At 64.0% G+C, this 19476-nt stretch carries 19 protein-coding genes; 8 read left to right on the forward strand and 11 right to left on the reverse strand.

What is annotated here, in order from left to right; genetic code table 11:
* The first annotated feature begins 84 nt into the window (after window positions 1-84).
* Together pepN and AC0Z35_RS14295 are read left to right on the forward strand one after the other, a co-directional pair.
* Window positions 85-2790, forward strand: a complete 2706-nt coding sequence (gene pepN, locus AC0Z35_RS14290; protein ID WP_485132409.1) for an aminopeptidase N — start codon at window positions 85-87, stop codon at window positions 2788-2790.
* Between the two features lie 10 nt (window positions 2791-2800).
* On the forward strand, window positions 2801-3820 hold the full coding sequence (locus AC0Z35_RS14295; protein ID WP_046805541.1) for a class 1 fructose-bisphosphatase: 1020 nt from the start codon (window positions 2801-2803) through the stop codon (window positions 3818-3820).
* 89 nt (window positions 3821-3909) lie between these two features.
* Here AC0Z35_RS14295 and AC0Z35_RS14300 read toward each other — a convergent pair whose 3' ends face one another.
* The 4 genes from AC0Z35_RS14300 to alaC form a co-directional block, all read right to left on the reverse strand.
* On the reverse strand, window positions 3910-4131 hold the full coding sequence (locus tag AC0Z35_RS14300) for a YgdI/YgdR family lipoprotein (protein ID WP_046805542.1): 222 nt from the start codon (window positions 4129-4131) through the stop codon (window positions 3910-3912).
* A 195-nt stretch (window positions 4132-4326) separates the two neighbouring features.
* Entirely contained in the window at window positions 4327-5736 is a 1410-nt protein-coding gene (gene thrC / locus AC0Z35_RS14305) for a threonine synthase (protein WP_104143224.1), read from the reverse strand.
* The gene (locus AC0Z35_RS14310) at window positions 5733-7037 is read right to left on the reverse strand and encodes a homoserine dehydrogenase (RefSeq protein ID WP_046805560.1); all 1305 of its coding nucleotides are present in this window, start codon (window positions 7035-7037) and stop codon (window positions 5733-5735) included. The genes thrC and AC0Z35_RS14310 overlap by 4 nt, the downstream gene beginning before the upstream one ends.
* Window positions 7038-7084: 47 nt before the next feature.
* The gene (gene alaC, locus AC0Z35_RS14315; protein WP_006218372.1) at window positions 7085-8272 is read right to left on the reverse strand and encodes an alanine transaminase; all 1188 of its coding nucleotides are present in this window, start codon (window positions 8270-8272) and stop codon (window positions 7085-7087) included.
* Between the two features lie 328 nt (window positions 8273-8600).
* Between alaC and AC0Z35_RS14320 the strand changes: the two genes are divergently transcribed.
* The 3 genes from AC0Z35_RS14320 to AC0Z35_RS14330 are packed head-to-tail and all read left to right on the forward strand — an operon-like array spanning window position 8601 to window position 11286.
* A complete protein-coding gene (locus AC0Z35_RS14320) occupies window positions 8601-9062 on the forward strand; it encodes an Mth938-like domain-containing protein (protein WP_046805544.1) in 462 nt (153 codons plus the stop codon).
* On the forward strand, window positions 9059-9523 hold the full coding sequence (locus AC0Z35_RS14325) for a peroxiredoxin (RefSeq protein ID WP_046805545.1): 465 nt from the start codon (window positions 9059-9061) through the stop codon (window positions 9521-9523). Before AC0Z35_RS14320 ends, AC0Z35_RS14325 begins: the two co-directional genes overlap by 4 nt.
* 56 nt (window positions 9524-9579) lie before the next feature.
* Window positions 9580-11286 carry a PhoH family protein gene (locus tag AC0Z35_RS14330; RefSeq protein WP_120154500.1) on the forward strand — a complete coding sequence of 569 codons (1707 nt, stop codon included), beginning with the start codon at window positions 9580-9582 and terminating at the stop codon, window positions 11284-11286.
* Between the two features lie 93 nt (window positions 11287-11379).
* Here the strand turns inward: AC0Z35_RS14330 and AC0Z35_RS14335 are convergent, their stop codons facing one another.
* The 7 genes from AC0Z35_RS14335 to AC0Z35_RS14365 form a co-directional block, all read right to left on the reverse strand.
* A complete protein-coding gene (locus tag AC0Z35_RS14335; RefSeq protein WP_485132408.1) occupies window positions 11380-11511 on the reverse strand; it encodes an entericidin A/B family lipoprotein in 132 nt (43 codons plus the stop codon).
* Between the two features lie 51 nt (window positions 11512-11562).
* A complete protein-coding gene (locus AC0Z35_RS14340; protein WP_046802843.1) occupies window positions 11563-12258 on the reverse strand; it encodes a fumarylacetoacetate hydrolase family protein in 696 nt (231 codons plus the stop codon).
* A gap of 136 nt (window positions 12259-12394) precedes the next feature.
* Window positions 12395-12697, reverse strand: a complete 303-nt coding sequence (locus tag AC0Z35_RS14345) for a Dabb family protein (RefSeq protein WP_485132407.1) — start codon at window positions 12695-12697, stop codon at window positions 12395-12397.
* The gene (locus AC0Z35_RS14350) at window positions 12697-14574 is read right to left on the reverse strand and encodes an ABC transporter permease (protein ID WP_485132406.1); all 1878 of its coding nucleotides are present in this window, start codon (window positions 14572-14574) and stop codon (window positions 12697-12699) included. Before AC0Z35_RS14350 ends, AC0Z35_RS14345 begins: the two co-directional genes overlap by 1 nt.
* A gap of 13 nt (window positions 14575-14587) precedes the next feature.
* Window positions 14588-15280 (reverse strand): ABC transporter ATP-binding protein, encoded by a 693-nt coding sequence (locus AC0Z35_RS14355; RefSeq protein ID WP_219991972.1) that lies wholly within the window; start codon window positions 15278-15280, stop codon window positions 14588-14590.
* A gap of 1 nt (window position 15281) precedes the next feature.
* The gene (locus AC0Z35_RS14360; protein WP_104143218.1) at window positions 15282-16052 is read right to left on the reverse strand and encodes an ABC transporter ATP-binding protein; all 771 of its coding nucleotides are present in this window, start codon (window positions 16050-16052) and stop codon (window positions 15282-15284) included.
* Between the two features lie 10 nt (window positions 16053-16062).
* Window positions 16063-16842 (reverse strand): SDR family NAD(P)-dependent oxidoreductase, encoded by a 780-nt coding sequence (locus tag AC0Z35_RS14365; RefSeq protein ID WP_319308112.1) that lies wholly within the window; start codon window positions 16840-16842, stop codon window positions 16063-16065.
* Between the two features lie 172 nt (window positions 16843-17014).
* On the opposite strand from AC0Z35_RS14365, the gene AC0Z35_RS14370 reads away from it, so the two are divergent.
* The 3 genes from AC0Z35_RS14370 (at window position 17015) to AC0Z35_RS14380 (ending at window position 19473) form a co-directional block, all read left to right on the forward strand.
* A complete protein-coding gene (locus tag AC0Z35_RS14370; RefSeq protein WP_104143215.1) occupies window positions 17015-17413 on the forward strand; it encodes a cupin domain-containing protein in 399 nt (132 codons plus the stop codon).
* Window positions 17414-17500: 87 nt separating this feature from the next.
* Complete coding sequence (locus AC0Z35_RS14375; protein ID WP_104143214.1) at window positions 17501-18712, forward strand: ABC transporter substrate-binding protein; 1212 nt, start codon at window positions 17501-17503, stop codon at window positions 18710-18712.
* Complete coding sequence (locus tag AC0Z35_RS14380; RefSeq protein WP_485132405.1) at window positions 18712-19473, forward strand: SDR family NAD(P)-dependent oxidoreductase; 762 nt, start codon at window positions 18712-18714, stop codon at window positions 19471-19473. Before AC0Z35_RS14375 ends, AC0Z35_RS14380 begins: the two co-directional genes overlap by 1 nt.
* Window positions 19474-19476: the final 3 nt, after the last annotated feature.

The raw sequence follows: 19476 nt of genomic DNA on the forward strand, positions 1-19476 counted from the left end.
TTTGCCGTAGCCCGCACGCCCCAGACTGCGCGCCGCGCCCACCTACTACAATAGACCCCTCGTTCAAACCAGGACTGCAACTCCATGCGCACCGACACGCCCATTACCGTTTATCGCAAGGATTACCAGCCCTACCCCTACGACATTCCCGAAGTCGCTTTGGCCTTCGATCTGGCGCCGGACGCCACCGAAGTGCGCTGCACGATGCACGTGCAACGCAAGCCCGGCGCCAGCGCCGACGCGGCCTTGATCCTGGATGGAGAAGACCTGGAACTCGTGTCGGTAGCGGTCAACGGCGCCACCCTGGACGCCGACGCCTATCACTTGTCCGAGCACAGCCTGGCCATATACGGCCTGCCCGCCGACGCCAGGGTCGACGTGGTCAGCCGCTGCAATCCATCGGCCAACTCCACGCTGATGGGCTTGTATGTGTCCGGCGGCAACTTCTTCACGCAATGCGAGGCCGAGGGCTTTCGCCGCATCACCTGGTTTGCCGACCGCCCCGACGTGATGTCGCGCTACCGCGTGACGCTGCGGGCGCAGCCGCAATACCCCGTGCTGCTGTCCAACGGCAACCTGATGGCATCGCGCCAGTTGCCCGACGGCCGCAACGAAGTCGAATGGGAAGACCCGTTCCCCAAGCCTTGCTATCTGTTTGCGTTGGTGGCCGGCAACCTGACGCACCGTGAAACCACCGTCAAGACGGCCAGCGGCCGCGACGTGCTGCTTCAGGTCTACAGCGACCCCGGCTCTGAAACCAAGACCGAATGGGCGCTTGATTCGTTGGTGCGGGCCCTGCGTTGGGATGAAACCCGCTTCGGCCTGGAATTGGATCTGGACCGCTTCATGATCGTCGCCGTCCATGACTTCAACATGGGCGCGATGGAAAACAAGGGCTTGAATATCTTCAACGCCGCCTACGTGCTGGCCGACGCCGACAGCGCCACCGACGCCAACTACGAAGGCATCGAATCCGTCATCGGCCATGAATACTTTCACAACTGGACCGGCAACCGCGTCACCTGCCGCGATTGGTTCCAGCTGAGCCTGAAAGAAGGGCTGACCGTTTTCCGCGACCAGGAATTCAGCGCCGACATGATGGCGCACGACATGGATGCCGCCGCCGCCACCAGCGCGCGCGCCGTCAAGCGTATCGATGACGTGGTAGCCCTGCGCGCCGCGCAGTTTCCGGAAGATGCCGGCCCCATGGCCCACCCCATCCGCCCCGAGAGCTACCAGGAAATCGGCAACTTCTATACGGCAACCGTGTACGAGAAAGGCGCCGAAGTCATCCGCATGCAGCACACGCTGCTGGGCGAGGAAGGCTTCCGCGCCGGCATGGACGAGTACTTTCGCCGCCACGACGGCCAGGCCGTCACCTGCGACGACTTTGTCGACGCCATGGAATCGGTCTATGTGCGCCAGCACCCGGGCCGCGACCTGTCGGTGTTCCGCCGCTGGTACCGCCAGGCCGGCACGCCGCGCGTGGCCGTCACGCTTGAACACGACGCCGCCACCCGCCGCTGCACGGTCACGCTGACCCAGCAATGCCAGCCGGTGGGCGTCGAGAAAAAAGCCGGCGCTGACTACGTCAAGGCGCCGTACCACATCCCGTTTGCGATCGGCCTTCTGGACCAGGACGGCCGCGCGCTGCCGCTGCGTCACGACGGCGCCACCCGCGACACCGCCCTGCTGGAACTGACCACGCCCAGCCAGCAATGGGTGTTCGAAGATATCGCCGAGCGGCCAGTGCCCTCGTTGCTGCGCGATTTCTCGGCCCCGGTCATCGTCGACTATGACTGGACCGACGAAGAATTGGCGCTGCTGTCCGCGCATGACACCAACCCCTTCGCCCGCTGGGAAGCCGGCCAGGAACTGGCCACGCGCCAGATCCTGGCCTTGGCCGAAGCCCGCCAGGCCGGGCGCACGCTACACGCGGACGCGGCGTTCATCAATGCCTGGCGCGCACTGCTGACCGACCCGGCCCTGGACGCCGCCTATCGCGCCCGCGCGCTGGCCCTGCCGTCCGAGAAGACGCTGGCCGAGCGCATGCAGGCGGTGGACCCACCCGCGCTGGCTGTGGCCCGCGACTTTCTGCGCGCCGAACTCGGCCGGCAGCTGGCCACGGAATTGCGCCAGGCGTTCGAACAGAACCAGACGCCGGGCGAATACAGCCCCGCGCCGGTGCCCGCCGGCAAGCGCGCCCTGAAGAACCTGGCCTTGAGCCATCTGCTGGCGGCCGGCGAACACGACGCCCAGCGTCTGGCCGAGCATCAGTACGAGCATGCCGGCAACATGACCGACAGCATGGCCGCGCTGTCTGCCCTGATCAATTACGGCCAGGGCGACTTCCCCCAGGAAGCGCTGGCGGCGTTCTATGACAAGTGGCGCGATAACCCGCTGGTGGTGGACAAGTGGTTTGCCTTGCAGGCGGCCGCGCGTTCGACCACGGTGCATACCGCCCGCGAACTCATGACGCACCCCGCCTTCACGTTGCGCAACCCCAACCGCGCCCGCGCGCTGATCTTCCAGTTCTGCCTGAACAATGCGCGCGGCATGCACCACCCGGACGGTTCGGGTTATGCCTTCTGGGCCGAGCAGGTGTTGGCGCTGGACGCCCTGAACCCCGAAGTTGCGGCTCGGCTGGCGCGTGCGCTGGATAACTGGTCGCGCTTCGTGCCGGCCCTGCGCACGCCCATGCAGGCCGCGCTGCAACAGGTGCGCGCCCATGCGGGCTTGTCGCGCAACGTGCAGGAAATCGTATCCAAGGCTTTAGAATTCGCAGCATAGGGAGACCCTCTTGAAACGTAAAACACTTACTCAATACCTGGTGGAGCAACAACGCTCCGCCCAAGCCTTGGCGCCGGAAGTCCGGCTGCTGATTGAAGTGGTCGCGCGCGCCTGCAAGGCGATTAGCCACGCCGTCAGCAAGGGCGCGCTGGGCGGCGTCCTGGGCAGCCTGGAAAGCGAAAACGTCCAAGGCGAAGTGCAGAAAAAGCTGGACGTCCTGTCCAACGAAATCCTGCTTGAAGCCAACGAATGGGGCGGCCACCTGGCGGCCATGGCCTCGGAAGAAATGGAAACCATCCATTTGATTCCGAACCGCTACCCCAAGGGCGAATACCTGCTGTTGTTCGATCCCCTGGATGGCTCGTCCAACATCGACGTCAACGTCTCCATCGGCACCATCTTCTCGGTGCTGCAGGCCCCGCACAACGTGTCGGGCGCTCCGGTCTGCGAAGACGATTTCCTGCAACCCGGCAACAAGCAGGTCGTGGCCGGCTATGCCGTCTATGGCCCGCAGACCATGCTGGTGCTGACCATCGGCAATGGCGTGGTCGGCTTCACGCTGGACCGCGAAATGGGCTCGTGGGTGCTCACGCACGAGAACATCCGCGTGCCGGAAGACACCAAGGAATTCGCCATCAACATGTCGAATAGCCGCCACTGGGCACCGCCCGTGAAGCGCTACGTCGACGACTGCCTGGCCGGCGCCACGGGCCCCTTGGGCAAGGACTACAACATGCGCTGGATCGCCTCGATGGTGGCGGACGTGCATCGCATCCTGACCCGTGGCGGCATCTTCATGTACCCCTGGGATGCGCGCGAACCCGGCAAGGCCGGCAAGCTGCGCCTGATGTATGAAGCCAACCCGATGAGCTTCCTGGTCGAACAGGCCGGCGGTGCCGCGATCAACGGCGTCCAGCGCATCATGGACATCCAGCCGGACAAACTGCACCAGCGCGTCAGCGTGATCCTGGGCTCGAAGAACGAAGTCGAGCGCGTGGGCCGCTATCACGCCGAGGAAGCGGCGAAGTAATGCCGCGCTGAAAAGCAAAACGCTCAAAAGCAAAAAGCCCCTTGATTGCTCAAGGGGCTTTTTTTATTGCGCGCGCGGCGCAACGGCGGTCACTTGACCTCTTCGATGGACTTTACGTCGTCCTTGTTGATCTGGACTTTCTTGCCGTCCTTGTCGTATTCATACATGCCGGACTTTTTGTCATAAGACGGCGAATCGGGCGTCACGGTCGAGCTACCGTCCCGTTGCTGAATGACCGAGGGCGACGAGCATCCGGCCAGCACCCCAACTCCGGTCACCACCAGGGCCAACGTCATGGTCTTCAGGTTCATGGGCGTGTTCTCCAAGTGTGAATAGGTGATTCCACTGTATCGGGAACCTGGCCCCGATATCGTGTCGGGTTGTCGGCAAATTGAGAAAAAACGTAAACCCCGCAACCCACATCGTAAAAAAACCCCTCACGGGCAAGCCTGTGAGGGGTTTTACGCTTACATAAACCGCAAGCCGTTACAGGTCAGCGCAAGGGCTCAGACCTTGGCGTTGGCCTCGATGAAGCGGCGCACCTCGGCCATCGTGCAGTCCATGACCTGTACGCGCTGCGGCAGCGACTCCAGGTTGGCCAGGTTGCCCGGCGGCGTGGCCGGACGGCCCAGCGCTTCTTCGATGGTCTCGGAAAACTTTGCCGGCAAGGCCGTCTCCAGCACCAGCATCGGCACCCCGGGCTCAACGAAGTCGCGCGCCACTTTCACGCCATCGGCGGTGTGCGGATCGACCAGCACGCCGGTCTCGTCGTACAGCGACCGGATGGTGGCCAGGCGCGCCTCGTGCGAGCTTTGGCCGGATACGAATCCGTAGCGCGATTCGAACTGCGGCTTCAGGTCGGACAGGTCGAACGAGCCCTCTTGCGCCAAGGTGGTCCACAGCGCCTTCACGCGGGAGGCGTCGCGGCCCACCAGATCGAAGACGAAGCGTTCGAAGTTGGACGCGCGCGAAATATCCATCGACGGGCTGGACGTGGCGTACGTCTGCTCGGCCGGACGCGGACGGTAGATGCCCGTACGGAAAAACTCTTCCAGCACGTTGTTCTCGTTCGTGGCCAGTACCAGGCGGCGCACCGGCAAGCCCATGCTGCGCGCGATGTGACCCGACAGGATGTTGCCGAAGTTGCCCGACGGCACCGCGAACGAGACCTGCTGGCCCGGCTTGTCGGTGGCGCGCAACCAGCCGTGGAAGTAATACACGACCTGGGCGGCGATGCGCGCCCAGTTGATCGAGTTAACGGCGCCCAGACGGTACTTGGTCTTGAAAGCCAGGTCGCTGGCCAGCGCCTTGACGATGTCCTGCGCTTCGTCGAACACGCCGCGCACGGCGATGTTGTGGATGTTCTCGTCTTGCAGCGAATACATCTGTGCGCGCTGGAAAGCGCTCATGCGGCCATGCGGCGACAGCATGAACACGGCCACGCCCTGCTTGCCGCGCAACGCGTATTCGGCCGCCGAGCCCGTGTCGCCCGAGGTCGCGCCCAGGATGTTCAAGGTGGTGCCGCGCTTGGCCAGCGTGTATTCAAAGACCTGGCCCAGGAACTGCATGGCCATGTCCTTGAACGCCAACGTCGGGCCTTCGGACAAGCCCAGCAGCGACAAGCCGCCGTCCAGCGGGCGTAGCGGCACGATGTCTTCGCTGTTGAAGATCTCTTGCGTGTACGCCGCGCGCGTCAGGCGGCGCAGGTCGTCGGCCGGAATGTCGGTGGCAAACAGCGACAGCACTTCAAACGCCAGGTCGGCGTAGGACAAGCCGCGCCACGATTCCAGCGTTTGCTCGGAGACCTGGGGCAGTTGTTCCGGCACGGCCAGGCCGCCGTCGGGCGCCAGGCCTTCCAGCAGGATGTCGGAAAAGGGCTGGGCGGCCATGCCGCCTCGGGTCGAGACGTATTTCATGTCAGGTTCTCCACGCGCAAACGGGTGACCTTGGACCGCACGAACGGCATCGCCTCGATGCGCTCGATGGCCTGATTGATGTTGCCTTCCACGGCCTCATGCGTCAGGAAGATGATGTCGGCGCCACCGATATGCGAGGGCTGCTGAATCATCGAACCGATCGAGATCGAGCGGTCGGCCAGGATGCGGGCGATGTCCGCCAACACGCCCGGCTGGTCGTCCACGCGCAGGCGCAGGTAGTAAGACGTGCTGACCAGCTCGATCGGCAGGATCGGCGTGTCGGACATGGCATCGGGCTGGAACGCCAGGTGCGGCACGCGGTTGCCCGGATCGGCGGTGTGCAAGCGCGTCACGTCGACCAGGTCAGCCACCACGGCGGATGCGGTGGGCTCTTCGCCCGCGCCCTGACCGTAATACAGCGTGGGGCCAACGGCATCGCCCTTGACCAGCACGGCGTTCATCGCGCCTTCGACATTGGCCAGCAGGCGCTCGGACGGCACCAGCGCGGGATGCACGCGCAGTTCAATGCCGTCGGGGCGACGCTTGGTCACCCCCAGCAGCTTGATGCGGTAGCCCAGGCGCTCGGCATGTTCGATGTCTTCGGCGGCCAGCTGCGAGATGCCTTCGATGTAGGCGCGGTCAAACTGCACCGGCACGCCAAAGGCCAGCGAGGCCAGCAGCGTCAGCTTGTGCGCGGCGTCCACGCCTTCCACGTCGAACGTCGGGTCGGCTTCGGCATAGCCCAGGCGCTGGGCTTCGGCCAGCACGTCGGCGAACGGCAGGCCGCGCGAGCGCATTTCCGACAGGATGAAGTTCGTGGTGCCGTTGATGATGCCCGCCACCCACTGGATGCGGTTGGCCGTGAGGCCCTCGCGGATCGCCTTGATGATGGGGATGCCGCCGGCCACCGCGGCTTCGAACGTGACCATGACGCCGCGCTCGTAGGCGGCGGCGAAGATCTCGTTGCCGTGCTTGGCCAGCAGCGCCTTGTTGGCGGTGACGACGTGCTTGCCGTTGGCGATGGCTTCCATCACCAGTTCCAGCGCCAGCGTGTCGCCGCCGATCAGTTCAACAACGATGTCGATTTCCGGGTCGCGCACCAGCGCGTGCACATCGGTATCAACCAGGATCGAGTCGCCCACGCGGGCGCGCGCCTTGGCCACGTCGCGCACGGCGGCGCGGGTGACTTCGATGCGGCGGCCGGCGCGGCGCGCGATTTCTTCCGCGTTGCGCGACAGCACGGTCCATGTGCCTCCGCCAACAACGCCAAGACCAAGCAGGCCCACCTTCATGGGACGCATCGCGCCGCCCTCGGGGGCTTGCGCGGCGGGTGAGCGTTCAGGGGTATTCATTTCAGCAATCCGTCCTTGCGGAACATATCTTTGATGCCGCGCACCGCTTGGCGGGTGCGCTGCTCGTTTTCGATAAGAGCGAAGCGTACGTAGTCGTCGCCATACTCGCCGAAGCCGATCCCGGGGGACACGGCCACTTTCGCATCCGACAGGACACGCTTGGCAAATTCCAAAGAGCCCATCGCCCGGTAGGGCTCGGGGATCTGCGCCCAGATATACATGGACGCCTTGGGAATTTCCACATTCCAACCTGCTTCGTGCAGGCCGCGCACGAGCACGTCGCGGCGGCTTTGGTATTGGGCCACGATCTCGCTCACGCAATCCTGCGGGCCGTCCAGGGCGGCAATCGACGCCACCTGGATCGGCGTGAACGTACCGTAGTCGTGATAGCTCTTGATGCGCGCCAGCGCGTTGACCAGCTCGCGGTTGCCCACCATGTAGCCGATGCGCCAGCCCGCCATGTTGTAGCTTTTGCTCATCGTGAAGAACTCGACGGCGACATCGCGCGCGCCGGGCACCTGCATGATGGACGGCGCGACATAGCCGTCAAAGGTGATGTCGGCGTAGGCCAGATCATGCACCACCAGGATGTCGTGTTCCTTGGCCAGCGCCACCACGCGTTCGAAGAACGACAGGTCCACGCACTGCGCGGTCGGGTTGCTGGGAAAACCCAGCACCATCATCTTGGGCTTCGGGATGGACTCGCGCACCGCGCGTTCCAGCTCTTCGAAGAAATCGACGCCGGGCGTCATGCGCACCGAACGGATGTTGGCGCCGGCAATCACCGCGCCGTAGATGTGGATCGGGTAGCTGGGGTTGGGCACCAGCACCGTGTCACCGCGATCCAGCGTGGCCAGCATCAAGTGGGCCAGGCCTTCTTTGGAGCCGATGGTGACGATGGCTTCGGAATCCGGATCGAACTCGACCGCGTAGCGGCGCTGATACCAATCACAAATCGCCTTGCGCAGACGCGGAATGCCCTTGGACACGGAATAGCCGTGAGTGGTGGGACGCGAGGTGGCCTCCACCATCTTGTCGACGATGTGCTTGGGTGTGGCACCGTCCGGGTTGCCCATGGACATGTCGATGATGTCCTCGCCCCGCCGCCGCGCCGCCATCTTGAGCTCGCCAGTAATGTTGAAAACGTACGGGGGCAAACGCTCGATGCGAGAGAACTTCCTCATGATGGGAATCCTTAGGGGCGGAAAGGGCGAAAAAACCAGGGCGCGGTCGCGCGAAGGGGAAAGGGGCTTAAAGCCGCGCCAGCACACGATTGCAGCGCAGCAAAACCCTGTAATCTAGCGCAACGACGGCCATGCGGCAAATGGGGCAAAAACGGGTCCGTTTCCCCATTGAAAAGACAGGCTTTTTTTACCCTGTCCACACGCGCCAAAAACCACGTTGTTGCAAGGCAGGGAATCCGCTTATACCGTCAAGCAACGAAGCCCCCAACACTGCAACCCATGGCGAGTTTGATGCGCTATCATCAAGCCCATAAAGCCGGAGTTTTTATTGAAGCTGCATACTGATCCTGCGACGGCCGCCCTGAACACCGTGACTGCTTACGGTGAGGGGTATATCGAGGTCAACCAAGTTCGTTTTTCCTCGTCGGTCGCATTTGGCCCCGAAGGCGAAGTTACCGAATGGCCTGTTGACTCGCCGGCCGACATCACCTCTACCCTGTTGCACCAGGCGGCCGGTTTGACCGAGCCCGTCCGCGACCCGATGGCTTTTCTGGATGAACCGGAAGCCAGCCCCAGCCGCCCGGCCAATGCGCCCGAGGTATTGCTGGTAGGCACGGGCGCCCGGCAACAGTTCCTGCGTCCCGAAGTGTTGCGTCCCCTGTTGGCCATGGGAATCGGCGTCGAGATCATGGACACGCACGCCGCCTCTCGCACCTACAACATCCTGATGGCGGAGGGCCGGCGCGTGGTCGTCGCCCTCATCCCCCCCAATGGAGATCCACAGAAATGACGCCCAGCATCGGCAAGCCCGCCCCGCAATTCACCGCGGAAAGCACGATTGGTCCGATCAGCCTGGAACAGTGCCAGGGCCGTGCCGTGATCCTGTATTTCTACCCCAAGGACAACACGCCCGGCTGCACCACCGAAAGCCAGGACTTCCGCGACCTGCACGCCGACTTCCTGGCGGCCAGCGCGGTGGTCATCGGAATCTCGCGCGACTCGCTCAAGTCGCATGAGAACTTCAAGGCCAAGTACGAACTTCCTTTCCCGCTCATCTCCGACGCCGACGAAACCGTGTGCAATCTGTTCGGCGTCATCAAGCAGAAGAATATGTATGGCAAGCAGGTGCGAGGCATCGAGCGCAGCACCTTTTTGATCGACGCCTATGGCGTGCTGGTGCAGGAGTGGCGCGGGGTGAAGGTCCCGGGCCACGCCAAGGAAGTCCTGCAGGCCGCGAAAAGTATCGGTTAGCCGTACAGGAATACCCGTCAGGCGCTATTGCCGGCCCACCCTGGAGAGTGACGCATATGCCGCTTCCGAAGTTGCCCACCCGCCCCGCAGCCATCCTGACCTTCCCCTCGGGCGAATCCGCCCGGGCGCAGGCCCGCACTACCAAGACTGCCGCTGCGCAGTCCAGCACCCACGCCGCGCTTGCCGACGACGATGACGAGTTGCTTGTGCAGCCCGAACTTGACGGCATGGCCGAGCCGGCACGCAAGGCGCAGATTCCCGCGCCCGCCCGCCAGGTTCCTCCGCCCGCCCCCGCCGCCCCTGCGGCAACCCGCGCCGAAACGCGCGCGGCCAAGACGGCGCCCGCCCCGGCCAAGCGCGGCAAGCCGCGCGCCCAGAACGAACCGCGCAAGTTGTTCGTGCTGGACACCAACGTACTGCTGCACGACCCCAGTTCGCTGTTCCGCTTTGAAGAGCACGACATCTTCCTGCCGATGATGACGCTGGAAGAGCTGGACCATCAAAAGAAAGGCATGTCGGAAGTGGCGCGCAACGCGCGTCAGGTCAGCCGATCGCTGGACGCGCTGGTGCAAGACGCCACGCAGCTGGACGAAGGGCTGGAGCTGGCCAAGCTGGGCAACAAGGATGCCACCGGCCGCCTGATGTTCCAGACGACCGCCATCCACAGCACGCTGCCGTCCGACCTGCCCATGGGCAAGGCCGACAATCAGATCCTGGGCGTGGTGCGCGCCCTGCAAGAAAAATTCCCGCAGCGCGAGGTCGTGCTGGTGTCCAAGGACATCAACATGCGCCTGAAGGCGCGCGCGCTGGGCATGGCCGCCGAAGACTACTTCAACGACCACGTCCTGGAAGATTCGGACCTGATGTACACGGGCGTGATGCAACTGCCCGAAGACTTCTGGAACAAGCACGGCAAGGACGTGGAATCCTGGCAGCAAGGCGGCACCACGTTCTACCGTATCCATGGTCCGTTGTGCTCGCAGTTCGTCGTCAACCAGTTCGTCTACTTCGAAGGCCAGATGCCGCTGTACGCGCAGGTGCGCGAAGTCAGCGGCAAGATGGCGGTGCTGGCCACCTTGCGCGACTACACCCACGGCAAGAACAACGTCTGGGGCATCACGGCGCGCAACCGCGAACAGAACTTCGCCATGAACCTGCTGATGAACCCGGAGTGCGATTTCGTATCGCTGCTGGGTCAGGCGGGCACGGGCAAGACGCTGCTGGCGCTGGCGGCCGGTATCACGCAGGTGCTTGAGACCAAGCGCTACACCGAAATCATCATGACGCGCGTCACGGTGCCGGTTGGTGAAGACATCGGTTTCCTGCCCGGCACGGAAGAAGAAAAGATGTTGCCCTGGATGGGCGCGCTGGAAGACAACCTTGACGTCCTGAACATGGGCGACGGCGAAGGCAACGGCGATTGGGGCCGCGCCGCCACCATGGACCTGATCCGCTCACGCATCAAGGTCAAGTCCCTGAACTTCATGCGCGGCCGCACGTTCCTGAACAAGTACCTGATCATCGACGAGGCCCAGAACCTGACGCCCAAGCAGATGAAAACGCTGGTGACCCGCGCGGGCCCCGGCACCAAGGTGATCTGCCTGGGCAACGTTGCCCAGATCGATACGCCGTACCTGACCGAAGGCAGCTCAGGCCTGACGTTCGTCGTAGACCGCTTCAAGGGCTGGCCGCATTCCGGCCACGTTACCTTGCAGCGCGGCGAACGTTCGCGCCTGGCCGACTACGCGGGGGATGTGCTGTAAGGTCTGAACGATCCCTGCACGCTCCGCATAAAAAAGCCCCTTGAAGAAACTTCAAGGGGCTTTTTCTTGCCTGGACCAATCAACCGACGGTGCTTATTTGTCGGCCGCGTGGGTGATGGCGTTGCCGGCCCGGGACATATCGCGGCCCATGCCCGCCACGGTATTGCAACCGGCGAGCACGAATCCGAATACGACAAAGGCGGTCAGCACGATCTTGCCGCGCATGCTGTCAACTCCTGAACAAAAAAATCGATGCAAGTGTGTGGGGGGTGAAGGTCAAACGATCTGCACGCGCAGTTCGCCCAGGCCTTCCACGCCGCCGGTGATGACATCGCCCTGCACCACGGCGCCCACACCCTCGGGCGTGCCGGTGAAAATGATGTCGCCCGGCTGCAATTCGAACAGGCCCGACAGGTACGAAATGCTTTCCGGGATGTTCCACAGCATCTGCGAGATGTCGCTGGATTGCTTGCGCTGGCCGTTCACGTCCAGCCAGATCGCGCCCTTGTCCAGCGTGCCCACGACGCTGCGCGGGTGGATCGGGCCGATCGGGGCGGACTCGTCGAACGCCTTGCCGATTTCCCAGGGGCGGCCCTGCTTCTTCATTTCGCCTTGCAGGTCGCGGCGGGTCATGTCCAGGCCCAGCGCATAGCCCCACACGCATTCGTTGGCCTGCTCAACCGGAATGTCTCGGCCGCCCTTGCCCAGCACCACGACAAGTTCCATCTCGTAGTGCAGGTTCGAGGTCTTGGGCGGATACGACATTTTGCCCGTTTCACCGTCGGCAACGGGGCGGACGGCGTCCGCGGGCTTGCAGAAGAAGAACGGGTCTTCACGGCCGGTGAAGCCCATTTCCTTGGCGTGTTCGGCGTAGTTGCGACCCACGCAATAGACGCGGCGCACCGGAAACAACGCGGCGCTGCCGTCCACGGGGACCGCGACGGGCGGCTGGGGAGGTAATACGTAGTCCATGAGCGATCAACCTATGACAAATACGTGACTGAAAACCGGCCAAATATCTTACCTCCGCGCGCGAGGCGCGGCGCGTAAGGTAAAAATCATCCGCGAGTTTATCCCTTTCCCGGCGCCACGGGCGGCCGGGTTTCGTTCAGAAAAACGTAGGGATTTCACCATCGAAAACCACCAGGCGCTCGATGAAGCCGGCCATATAGGTTTTCATTTCCTGGTGCGCGGGCGACACCTGGTAGCGGTCATGGGCCGCCTCGTCAGCGAAGGCGGCCACCACCGCGTGCGTCAGGCCGTCGGCCCGGCTGGCCTGGTTGGGTCGAAAGGCATAGCCCGCCACCCCATCGCATTCCGCCAGCACCCGATCGCAATACACCTGGACGCGTTCATGAAAGCCGGCATCGGCGGCGGACGACAGTTGCAACATCACCACATGCAGAAACATCAGGACTCCTTCTTCGAACGCGTCGCTGCCAGCCAGGCGCGCGCAACCAATCCCATGATGCCGTCTCGCAACAGCAACACGCACAAGACAAAGATGGCCCCTTGCACGATCAGCACCCACGAGCCCAGCGGCGCCAGGTAGTTTTGCAGGGACACAAACGTGAAGGCCCCGGCCAGCGGACCGAACACGGTGCCGATACCGCCCAGCAGCGCCATCAGCACAACTTCGCCGTTGGCGTGCCAATGCACGTCGGTCAACGAGGCCACGCCGAACACCAGCACCTTCAAGCCGCCCGACAGCCCCGCCACCGAGGCCGACAGCGTAAAGGCCAGCAGCTTGTAGCGGGACGTGGAATAGCCTAATGAGCGGGCGCGCTGCTCGTTGTCGCGCACCGATCGGATCACTTCGCCAAAGGGGGAATTGAGCACGCGCAGCACGAAGGCGTAGCCCAGCGCGAACACGGCCAGCGTGAAGTAATACATGGGCATCACGTTTTGCAGGTCGAAAATTCCGAAGAGCTTGCCGCGCGGCACGCTTTGCAAGCCATCCTCGCCTCCCGTGAAGCCTGCCTGCACCGCAATGAAGTAGACCAGCTGCGACAGCGCCAACGTGATCATCGCGAAGTAGATGCCCTGGCGCCGGATGGCGATGGCGCCGAACAGCAGCCCCAGCAACCCGCCCGTGACCACGCCCGCCAACAACCCGAGTTCGGGCGTGGCGCCCAGCACCTTCATGACGATGCCGGTTGCATAGGCCGCCGCGCCGAAGAAGGCCGCGTGACCGAAGGACAGCAGGCCCACATAGCCCACCAGCAGGTTGAACGCCGCCGCGAACAGCGCAAAGCACAGCACCTTCATCAGGAATGTGGGATAGACGAACCACGGCGCCGCCAGCGCCACCACGGCCAGCACCGCCATGGATATCCGCATCGCGCGCCGACTCAGTTGCACGGGCTGGCGCGTCGCTTCGGCGGCCAGCACGTTCTGCACCTGCAAGGGCTTGCCGAACAGCCCGGCCGGCTTGCACAGCAGCACCAGCACCATGATGATGAAGATCGCCAGGTTGGCGGCCTCGGGGTAGAACACCTTGGTCAGGCCTTCGATGATGCCCAGCCCGAAGCCGCTGACGATGGCGCCCATGATGGACCCCATGCCACCAATCACCACCACCGCGAACACCACGACGACCAGGTTCGATCCCATCATCGGGCTGACCTGATAGATGGGCGCGGCGATCACGCCCGCCACCGAAGCCAGCGCCACGCCCAGCGCGTACGTCAGCGTGATCAACAACGGCACGTTGATGCCGAAGGAACGCACGATGGTCGGGTTCTCCGTTGCGGCGCGTAGCATGGCGCCCACGCGCGTTTTCTCGATCAGCACCCAGACCGCCAGGCACAGCACCAGCGACACGGCCACCGCCCAACCGCGATACCACGGCAGGAACATGAAGCCCAGGTTCACACCGCCCGACAAGGCCTTTGGGATGGTGTACGGCAGCCCCGACACGCCATAGGCCTGGCGCAGCCCACCTTCGATCAGCAGCGCGATGCCGAACGTGAGCAGCAGCCCGTACAGGTGGTCCATGCGATAGGTGCGGGATATCAGCAGGCGCTCGACCACCACGGCAAACACCGCCATGATGAGCGGCACCAGCACCAGCGCGGCCCAGTAGTTCACGCCCAGATAGTTGAGCAGCATCCAGGCCAGAAACGCACCGGCCGTGTACTGCGCGCCATGGGCAAAGTTGATGATGTTCAACAGACCGAAAATCACCGCCAGCCCGATCGAGAGCAAGGCGTAGAAAGACCCGTTGATCAGGCCCAGCAACAGCTGGCCGAACAGCGCCGTGGACGGCACACCGAAAATTTCGAACACAGGGATTCTCCTTTCAGACGCCCAGGCGGCGTGCGATCCGGGCAGGATCGCGGCGCGCCTCGTCCGCCGACAACTGATCGACCACGCAACCGTGCTCCATGACGTAGTGGCGGTCGGCCACCTTGGTCGCAAAGCGGAAGTTCTGCTCGACCAGCACGATGGTGAAGCCGCGTTCTTTCAGCGTGCGGATGGCGTGTCCGATCTGCTGCACGATGACGGGCGCCAGGCCTTCGGTGGGCTCGTCCAGCAGGATCAGCTGCGCACCGGTGCGCAAGATGCGCGCGATGGCCAGCATCTGCTGCTCGCCGCCCGACAGGTTGCCGCCGGAACTGGCGCTGCGTTCGCGCAGGTTGGGAAACAGCGTGTAGATTTCGTCCAGCGACATGCCGCCGTCGGCCAGGCGCGGCGGCAGCAGCAGGTTTTCGGTGACGCTCAAGCTGCGGAACACCGCCCGTTCTTCGGGGCAATACACCACGCCCAGCCGCGGGATGCGGTGCGGCGCCATGCTCACCGTTTCCTGCCCGTTCAAGCGGATGGAACCGCGCCGCTTGTCCAGAATGCCCATGATGGCGCGCAGCGTCGTGGTCTTGCCCGCGCCGTTGCGGCCCAGGATGGTGACAAGTTCGCCACGCTGAACGTCGATGTTCACGCCGTGCAGCACGTGGGATTCCCCGTACCAGGCGTTAAGGTCGTTGATGGCCAGCATGTCAGTGCGCCTCCTCGTCCGAGCCCATGTACGCGGTGATGACGCGTTCATCGCGCGACACGGCGGCGTAATCGCCTTGCGCCAGCACCGCGCCGCGTGCCAGCACGGTGATGGTGTCGGACAGGTCCGCCACCACGGACAGGTTGTGTTCGACCATCAGGATGCTGCGGTTCACCGCCACGCGCCGGATCAATGCGGCGATGCGGGCCACGTCTTCCTGGCCCAGCCCCGCCATGGGTTCGTCCAGCAACATGATGTCGGGGTCCAGCGCCAGCGTCATCGCGATTTCCAGCGCGCGCTTGCGGCCATAGGGCAGCATGGCCGCAGTCGTGTCCGCCAGATTGGCCAGGCCCACCGCGTCCAGCAGCTCCATGGCGCGTTCGTTCAGGCGGTCAACGCTACGGCGGCTGCGCCAGAAGCGCATGCCGTCGCCATGCTGGCGCATCAAGGCCACACGCATGTTCTGCAACACGGTCAGGCCCAGGAACACGGCCGAAATCTGGAACGACCGCACGATGCCCAGCCGGGCAATCTGCTCGGGTGCCAGCGCCGTGATGTCGCGCCCACGGTAATGGATGACGCCCGCGTCGGGCGTCAGAAACTTGGTCAGCAGATTGAAGCAGGTGGTCTTGCCGGCGCCATTGGGGCCGATCAAGGCGTGGATGGAGCCTTCGTGCAGGGCAAGGGTCACGCCATCGACGGCATTGAAGCCGCCGAAGCGCTTGACCAGCCCCTGTGCGGACAGAACCGCTGGGGTGCTTGGCGTCGTCATGGTGGGCCTCTTACATGCGGGCCAACAGGCCGCCGTCGATCGCCAGGACATGCCCGTTGACGAACGAGGCGGCCTTCGAGGCCAGGTACACCACGGCAGGCGCAACGTCTTGCGGCGTGGCCCATCGGCCCACCGGCACCGAGGCCGACAGGAAGGTTTGGAAGTCGGGGTTGTCTTGCAGCCCCTGCGTGAAATCGGTGCGCACAAAGCCCGGGGCCAGCGCATTGCACGTGACGCCGCTGGCGCCGTATTCCACCGCCAGCGCGCGCGTGAAGGCGGCGATGGCGCCCTTGGCGGTGGCGTAGGCGGCAATGTTGGGCATGGTCGCCTGCCCCGCCACCGATGACATCAGCACGATGCGGCCGAAGCCGCGCTTGCCCATGCCCGGCAGCACGGCGCGCGCGCAATGAAACGCGCCGTTCACGTGCACGTTCTGCAAGGCCTGCCACTCGGCCGGCGTCATCTCGACAACGGGCTTGCGATTCTGGTTGCCGGCATTGCTGACCAATACGTCGATGGGCAGGCCCGCGTCATCCAGACGCGCCACGGCGTCGGTCACGGCGCCCGCGTCGGCCACGTCAAAGGCCACGCCATGAGCGTCGATTCCCAGCGCGGCCAGCTTGGCGGCCGCGGCGTCGCAGGCGGCTTGGGACAGGTCGTTGACCACCACCCGCGCCCCCGCGCGACCCAGCGCTTCAGCGATGGCGTAGCCCAGGCCCCTTGCCGCGCCTGTCACCAGCGCGACGCGCCCCGCCAGACCGAACGTCTGGTCCAGATAGTCGTGTTTCAAGCTTGTCTCCTTGTTTTATAGGCATCGGATCTCTAGGTCCGGCCTGTGTCGCCCCTGCTTCTTCGTACAAAACACGGTTGACATTAATCTCAATATACGCGACTATTTTTGAACACTCAACAACAAGATTTTTGCTTTATCTTCGATAACGAGTTCTGGCTAGGAGACAATCATGGCCCTCGAAACCCCCGGCTGCCCCGCCGCGAATGCGCTGCCGCCCCTGGCGTCGCGCTTTCTGAAAGTGGCCGACCTGCCCTGGAAACCCACGCAAGTGGAAGGCATCGAGATGAAGGTGCTGATGCAGGACAAGGAAACCGGCTTGCTGACCGCCCTGTTCCGCTGGCAGCCCGGCACCGAACTGCCGCTGCACGAACACGTGGAAGTCGAACAGACCTATGTGCTTGAAGGTTCCATCGTGGACGCCGAAGGCGAGGTCTGCGCGGGCGACTACGTGTGGCGGCCACGCGGCAACCAGCACATCGCGCGCGCGCCAAACGGCGCGCTCGTCCTCAGCTTTTTCTTGAAGCCCAATCTGTTCATCGACGCCTACGCCGGCCAGACGCTGGAGTAAGCCCCGGCTTTCTCAACCCGCACGACCCCGCATGACCGCCCGGCACAGGGCGGCGCGCAAAAGAACAAGCCCCCAAGGAGACACCCCATGAAGACCCGTATCAAGAACAGCCTTGCCGCCTGCGTGCTGGGCGCCCTTTCCATGCCCGCCATGGCGCAGGTATCGGACGACGTCGTGAAGATCGGCGTGCTGGGCGACCAGTCCGGCATGATGGCGGACCTGTCCGGCAAGTTCGGCGTGGAAGCCGTAAAGATGGCCGTCGAGGATTTCGGCGGCAACGTGCTGGGCAAGCCCATCGAAGTGATTTCGGCCGACCACCAGAACAAGGTGGACATCGGGGTGTCGGTGGCGCGCCGCTGGTACGAGAACGACAAGGTGGACCTGATCCTGGACGTGCCCAACTCGGCCATCGCGCTGGCCGTGCAGGACCTGACCCGCCAGATGAAGCGCGTGGTCATCTTCACCAGCGCGGGGTCGGCGGACCTGACGGGCAAGGCGTGTTCGCCCAACGGCATGCACTGGACCTACGACACCTACGCCTACGCCACCGGCGTGGCCAACGGCGTGATCGAGGACGGCGGCAAAAGCTGGTTTTTCATTACTTCCGACTACGCGTTCGGCCACTCGCTGGAACGCGACGCCATGGCGGTCGTGAAGGCCAAGGGCGGCCAGGTGGTGGGCAGCGTGCGCCATCCCATCGCCAGCTCGGACTTTTCGTCTTTCCTGTTGCAAGCGCAAGCGTCAAAGGCGCAGGTCATCGGCCTGGCCAACGGCAGCGGCGACACCATCAACAGCATTAAGCAGGCCTTTGAATTCGGCATCATGGGCAGCAAGCAGCGAGTGGCCGCACTGTTCATGAGCATCGTCGATGTGCGCAGCGTGGGGCTGGAATACGCGCAAGGGCTGAACCTGGTCGAACCGTTCTATTGGGACCAGGACGACAAGGCACGCCAATGGTCCGAACGCTATTTCAAGCGCACGGGCCGCATGCCGTCGATGGTGCAAGCCAGCAACTACAGCGCCACGATGCACTACCTGAATGCCGTCAAGGCCGCCGGCACAGACGCATCCGAACCCGTGCTGAAAAAGATGCACGAGACGCCCATCAACGACTTCATGACGGAAAACGGCCGCATCCGCGAGGACGGCCGCGTCATGCGCGACCTGTATCTGTTCCAGGTCAAGAAACCGTCGGAGTCCAAGCGCGATTGGGACTACTACAACCTGGTGCGCAAGATTCCGGCCGAACAGGCGTTCCGCCCGCTCAAGGACGGCGGCTGCTCGCTGGTGAAGTCGTGATGGACGGCGCGCTGTCGCTGTTGGCCGGCAAGCGCGCCGTGATCACGGGGGGCGCCAATCCCCGTGGCATCGGCGCGGCCGTTGTCGAGCTCTTCCTGGCGCAGGGCGCCAGCGTCGCGGTGCTGGACCACGCCTATCCCGAAGACGGCCCGGGCGCCCTGGTGGACGGCCGCGTCAACCTGCATTGCGACGTGTCGCGCGGCGCCTCGTGCGAGGCCGCGCTGGCCCGCGCCGTACAGGCGCTGGGCGGCCTCGACGTGCTGGTCAACAACGCCGGCATCGTGGCCGCCACGCGAATCTGGGATCTGCCCGAAGACGAATTCCGGCGCATGGTCGACGTCAACCTGACGGGCACCTACAACGTCACGCACGCCGCCCTGCCCGCGTTGCTGGAAAGCAGGCGGCAACCGGCCATCGTCAACTTGGGGTCCACCGCCGCCCTGCGCGGCGGCGGCCTGCTGGGCGGCTCGCATTACGCGGCGTCCAAAGGCGGCGTCATCAGTTTCACCAAGGCGCTGGCGCGCGAACTGGGCCCACGCGGCGTACGCGCCAATTGCGTGGCGCCCGGCGTTATCGAAACGGACATGACGCTGGGAAAATTCGGCGAAAATTGGGAACAAGAACTCAAACAGGGCATTCCGCTGCAACGTTTCGGCTCGCCCGCCGAGGTTGCCCAAGCCATTCTGTTCCTGGCCTCGGACCTGTCCTCTTATTCAACCGGCATCGTGGTCGACGTCAACGGCGGCTTCCACATTCACTAGGCA

This window comes from Achromobacter sp. 1L-A-4-B-C2, from assembly GCF_057291955.1.

Excerpts from the sequence above, each read along its gene's own strand:
- pepN (WP_485132409.1), top strand. The coding sequence starts at position 85 with ATGCGCACCGACACGCCCATTACCGTTTATCGCAAGGATTACCAGCCC.
- AC0Z35_RS14300 (WP_046805542.1), bottom strand. The coding sequence starts at position 4,131 with ATGAACCTGAAGACCATGACGTTGGCCCTGGTGGTGACCGGAGTTGGG.
- thrC (WP_104143224.1), bottom strand. The coding sequence starts at position 5,736 with ATGAAATACGTCTCGACCCGAGGCGGCATGGCCGCCCAGCCCTTTTCC.
- AC0Z35_RS14310 (WP_046805560.1), bottom strand. The coding sequence starts at position 7,037 with ATGCGTCCCATGAAGGTGGGCCTGCTTGGTCTTGGCGTTGTTGGCGGA.
- alaC (WP_006218372.1), bottom strand. The coding sequence starts at position 8,272 with ATGAGGAAGTTCTCTCGCATCGAGCGTTTGCCCCCGTACGTTTTCAAC.
- AC0Z35_RS14325 (WP_046805545.1), top strand. The coding sequence starts at position 9,059 with ATGACGCCCAGCATCGGCAAGCCCGCCCCGCAATTCACCGCGGAAAGC.
- AC0Z35_RS14330 (WP_120154500.1), top strand. The coding sequence starts at position 9,580 with ATGCCGCTTCCGAAGTTGCCCACCCGCCCCGCAGCCATCCTGACCTTC.
- AC0Z35_RS14335 (WP_485132408.1), bottom strand. The coding sequence starts at position 11,511 with ATGCGCGGCAAGATCGTGCTGACCGCCTTTGTCGTATTCGGATTCGTG.
- AC0Z35_RS14340 (WP_046802843.1), bottom strand. The coding sequence starts at position 12,258 with ATGGACTACGTATTACCTCCCCAGCCGCCCGTCGCGGTCCCCGTGGAC.
- AC0Z35_RS14345 (WP_485132407.1), bottom strand. The coding sequence starts at position 12,697 with ATGTTTCTGCATGTGGTGATGTTGCAACTGTCGTCCGCCGCCGATGCC.
- AC0Z35_RS14355 (WP_219991972.1), bottom strand. The coding sequence starts at position 15,280 with ATGCTGGCCATCAACGACCTTAACGCCTGGTACGGGGAATCCCACGTG.
- AC0Z35_RS14360 (WP_104143218.1), bottom strand. The coding sequence starts at position 16,052 with ATGACGACGCCAAGCACCCCAGCGGTTCTGTCCGCACAGGGGCTGGTC.
- AC0Z35_RS14370 (WP_104143215.1), top strand. The coding sequence starts at position 17,015 with ATGGCCCTCGAAACCCCCGGCTGCCCCGCCGCGAATGCGCTGCCGCCC.
- AC0Z35_RS14375 (WP_104143214.1), top strand. The coding sequence starts at position 17,501 with ATGAAGACCCGTATCAAGAACAGCCTTGCCGCCTGCGTGCTGGGCGCC.
- AC0Z35_RS14380 (WP_485132405.1), top strand. The coding sequence starts at position 18,712 with ATGGACGGCGCGCTGTCGCTGTTGGCCGGCAAGCGCGCCGTGATCACG.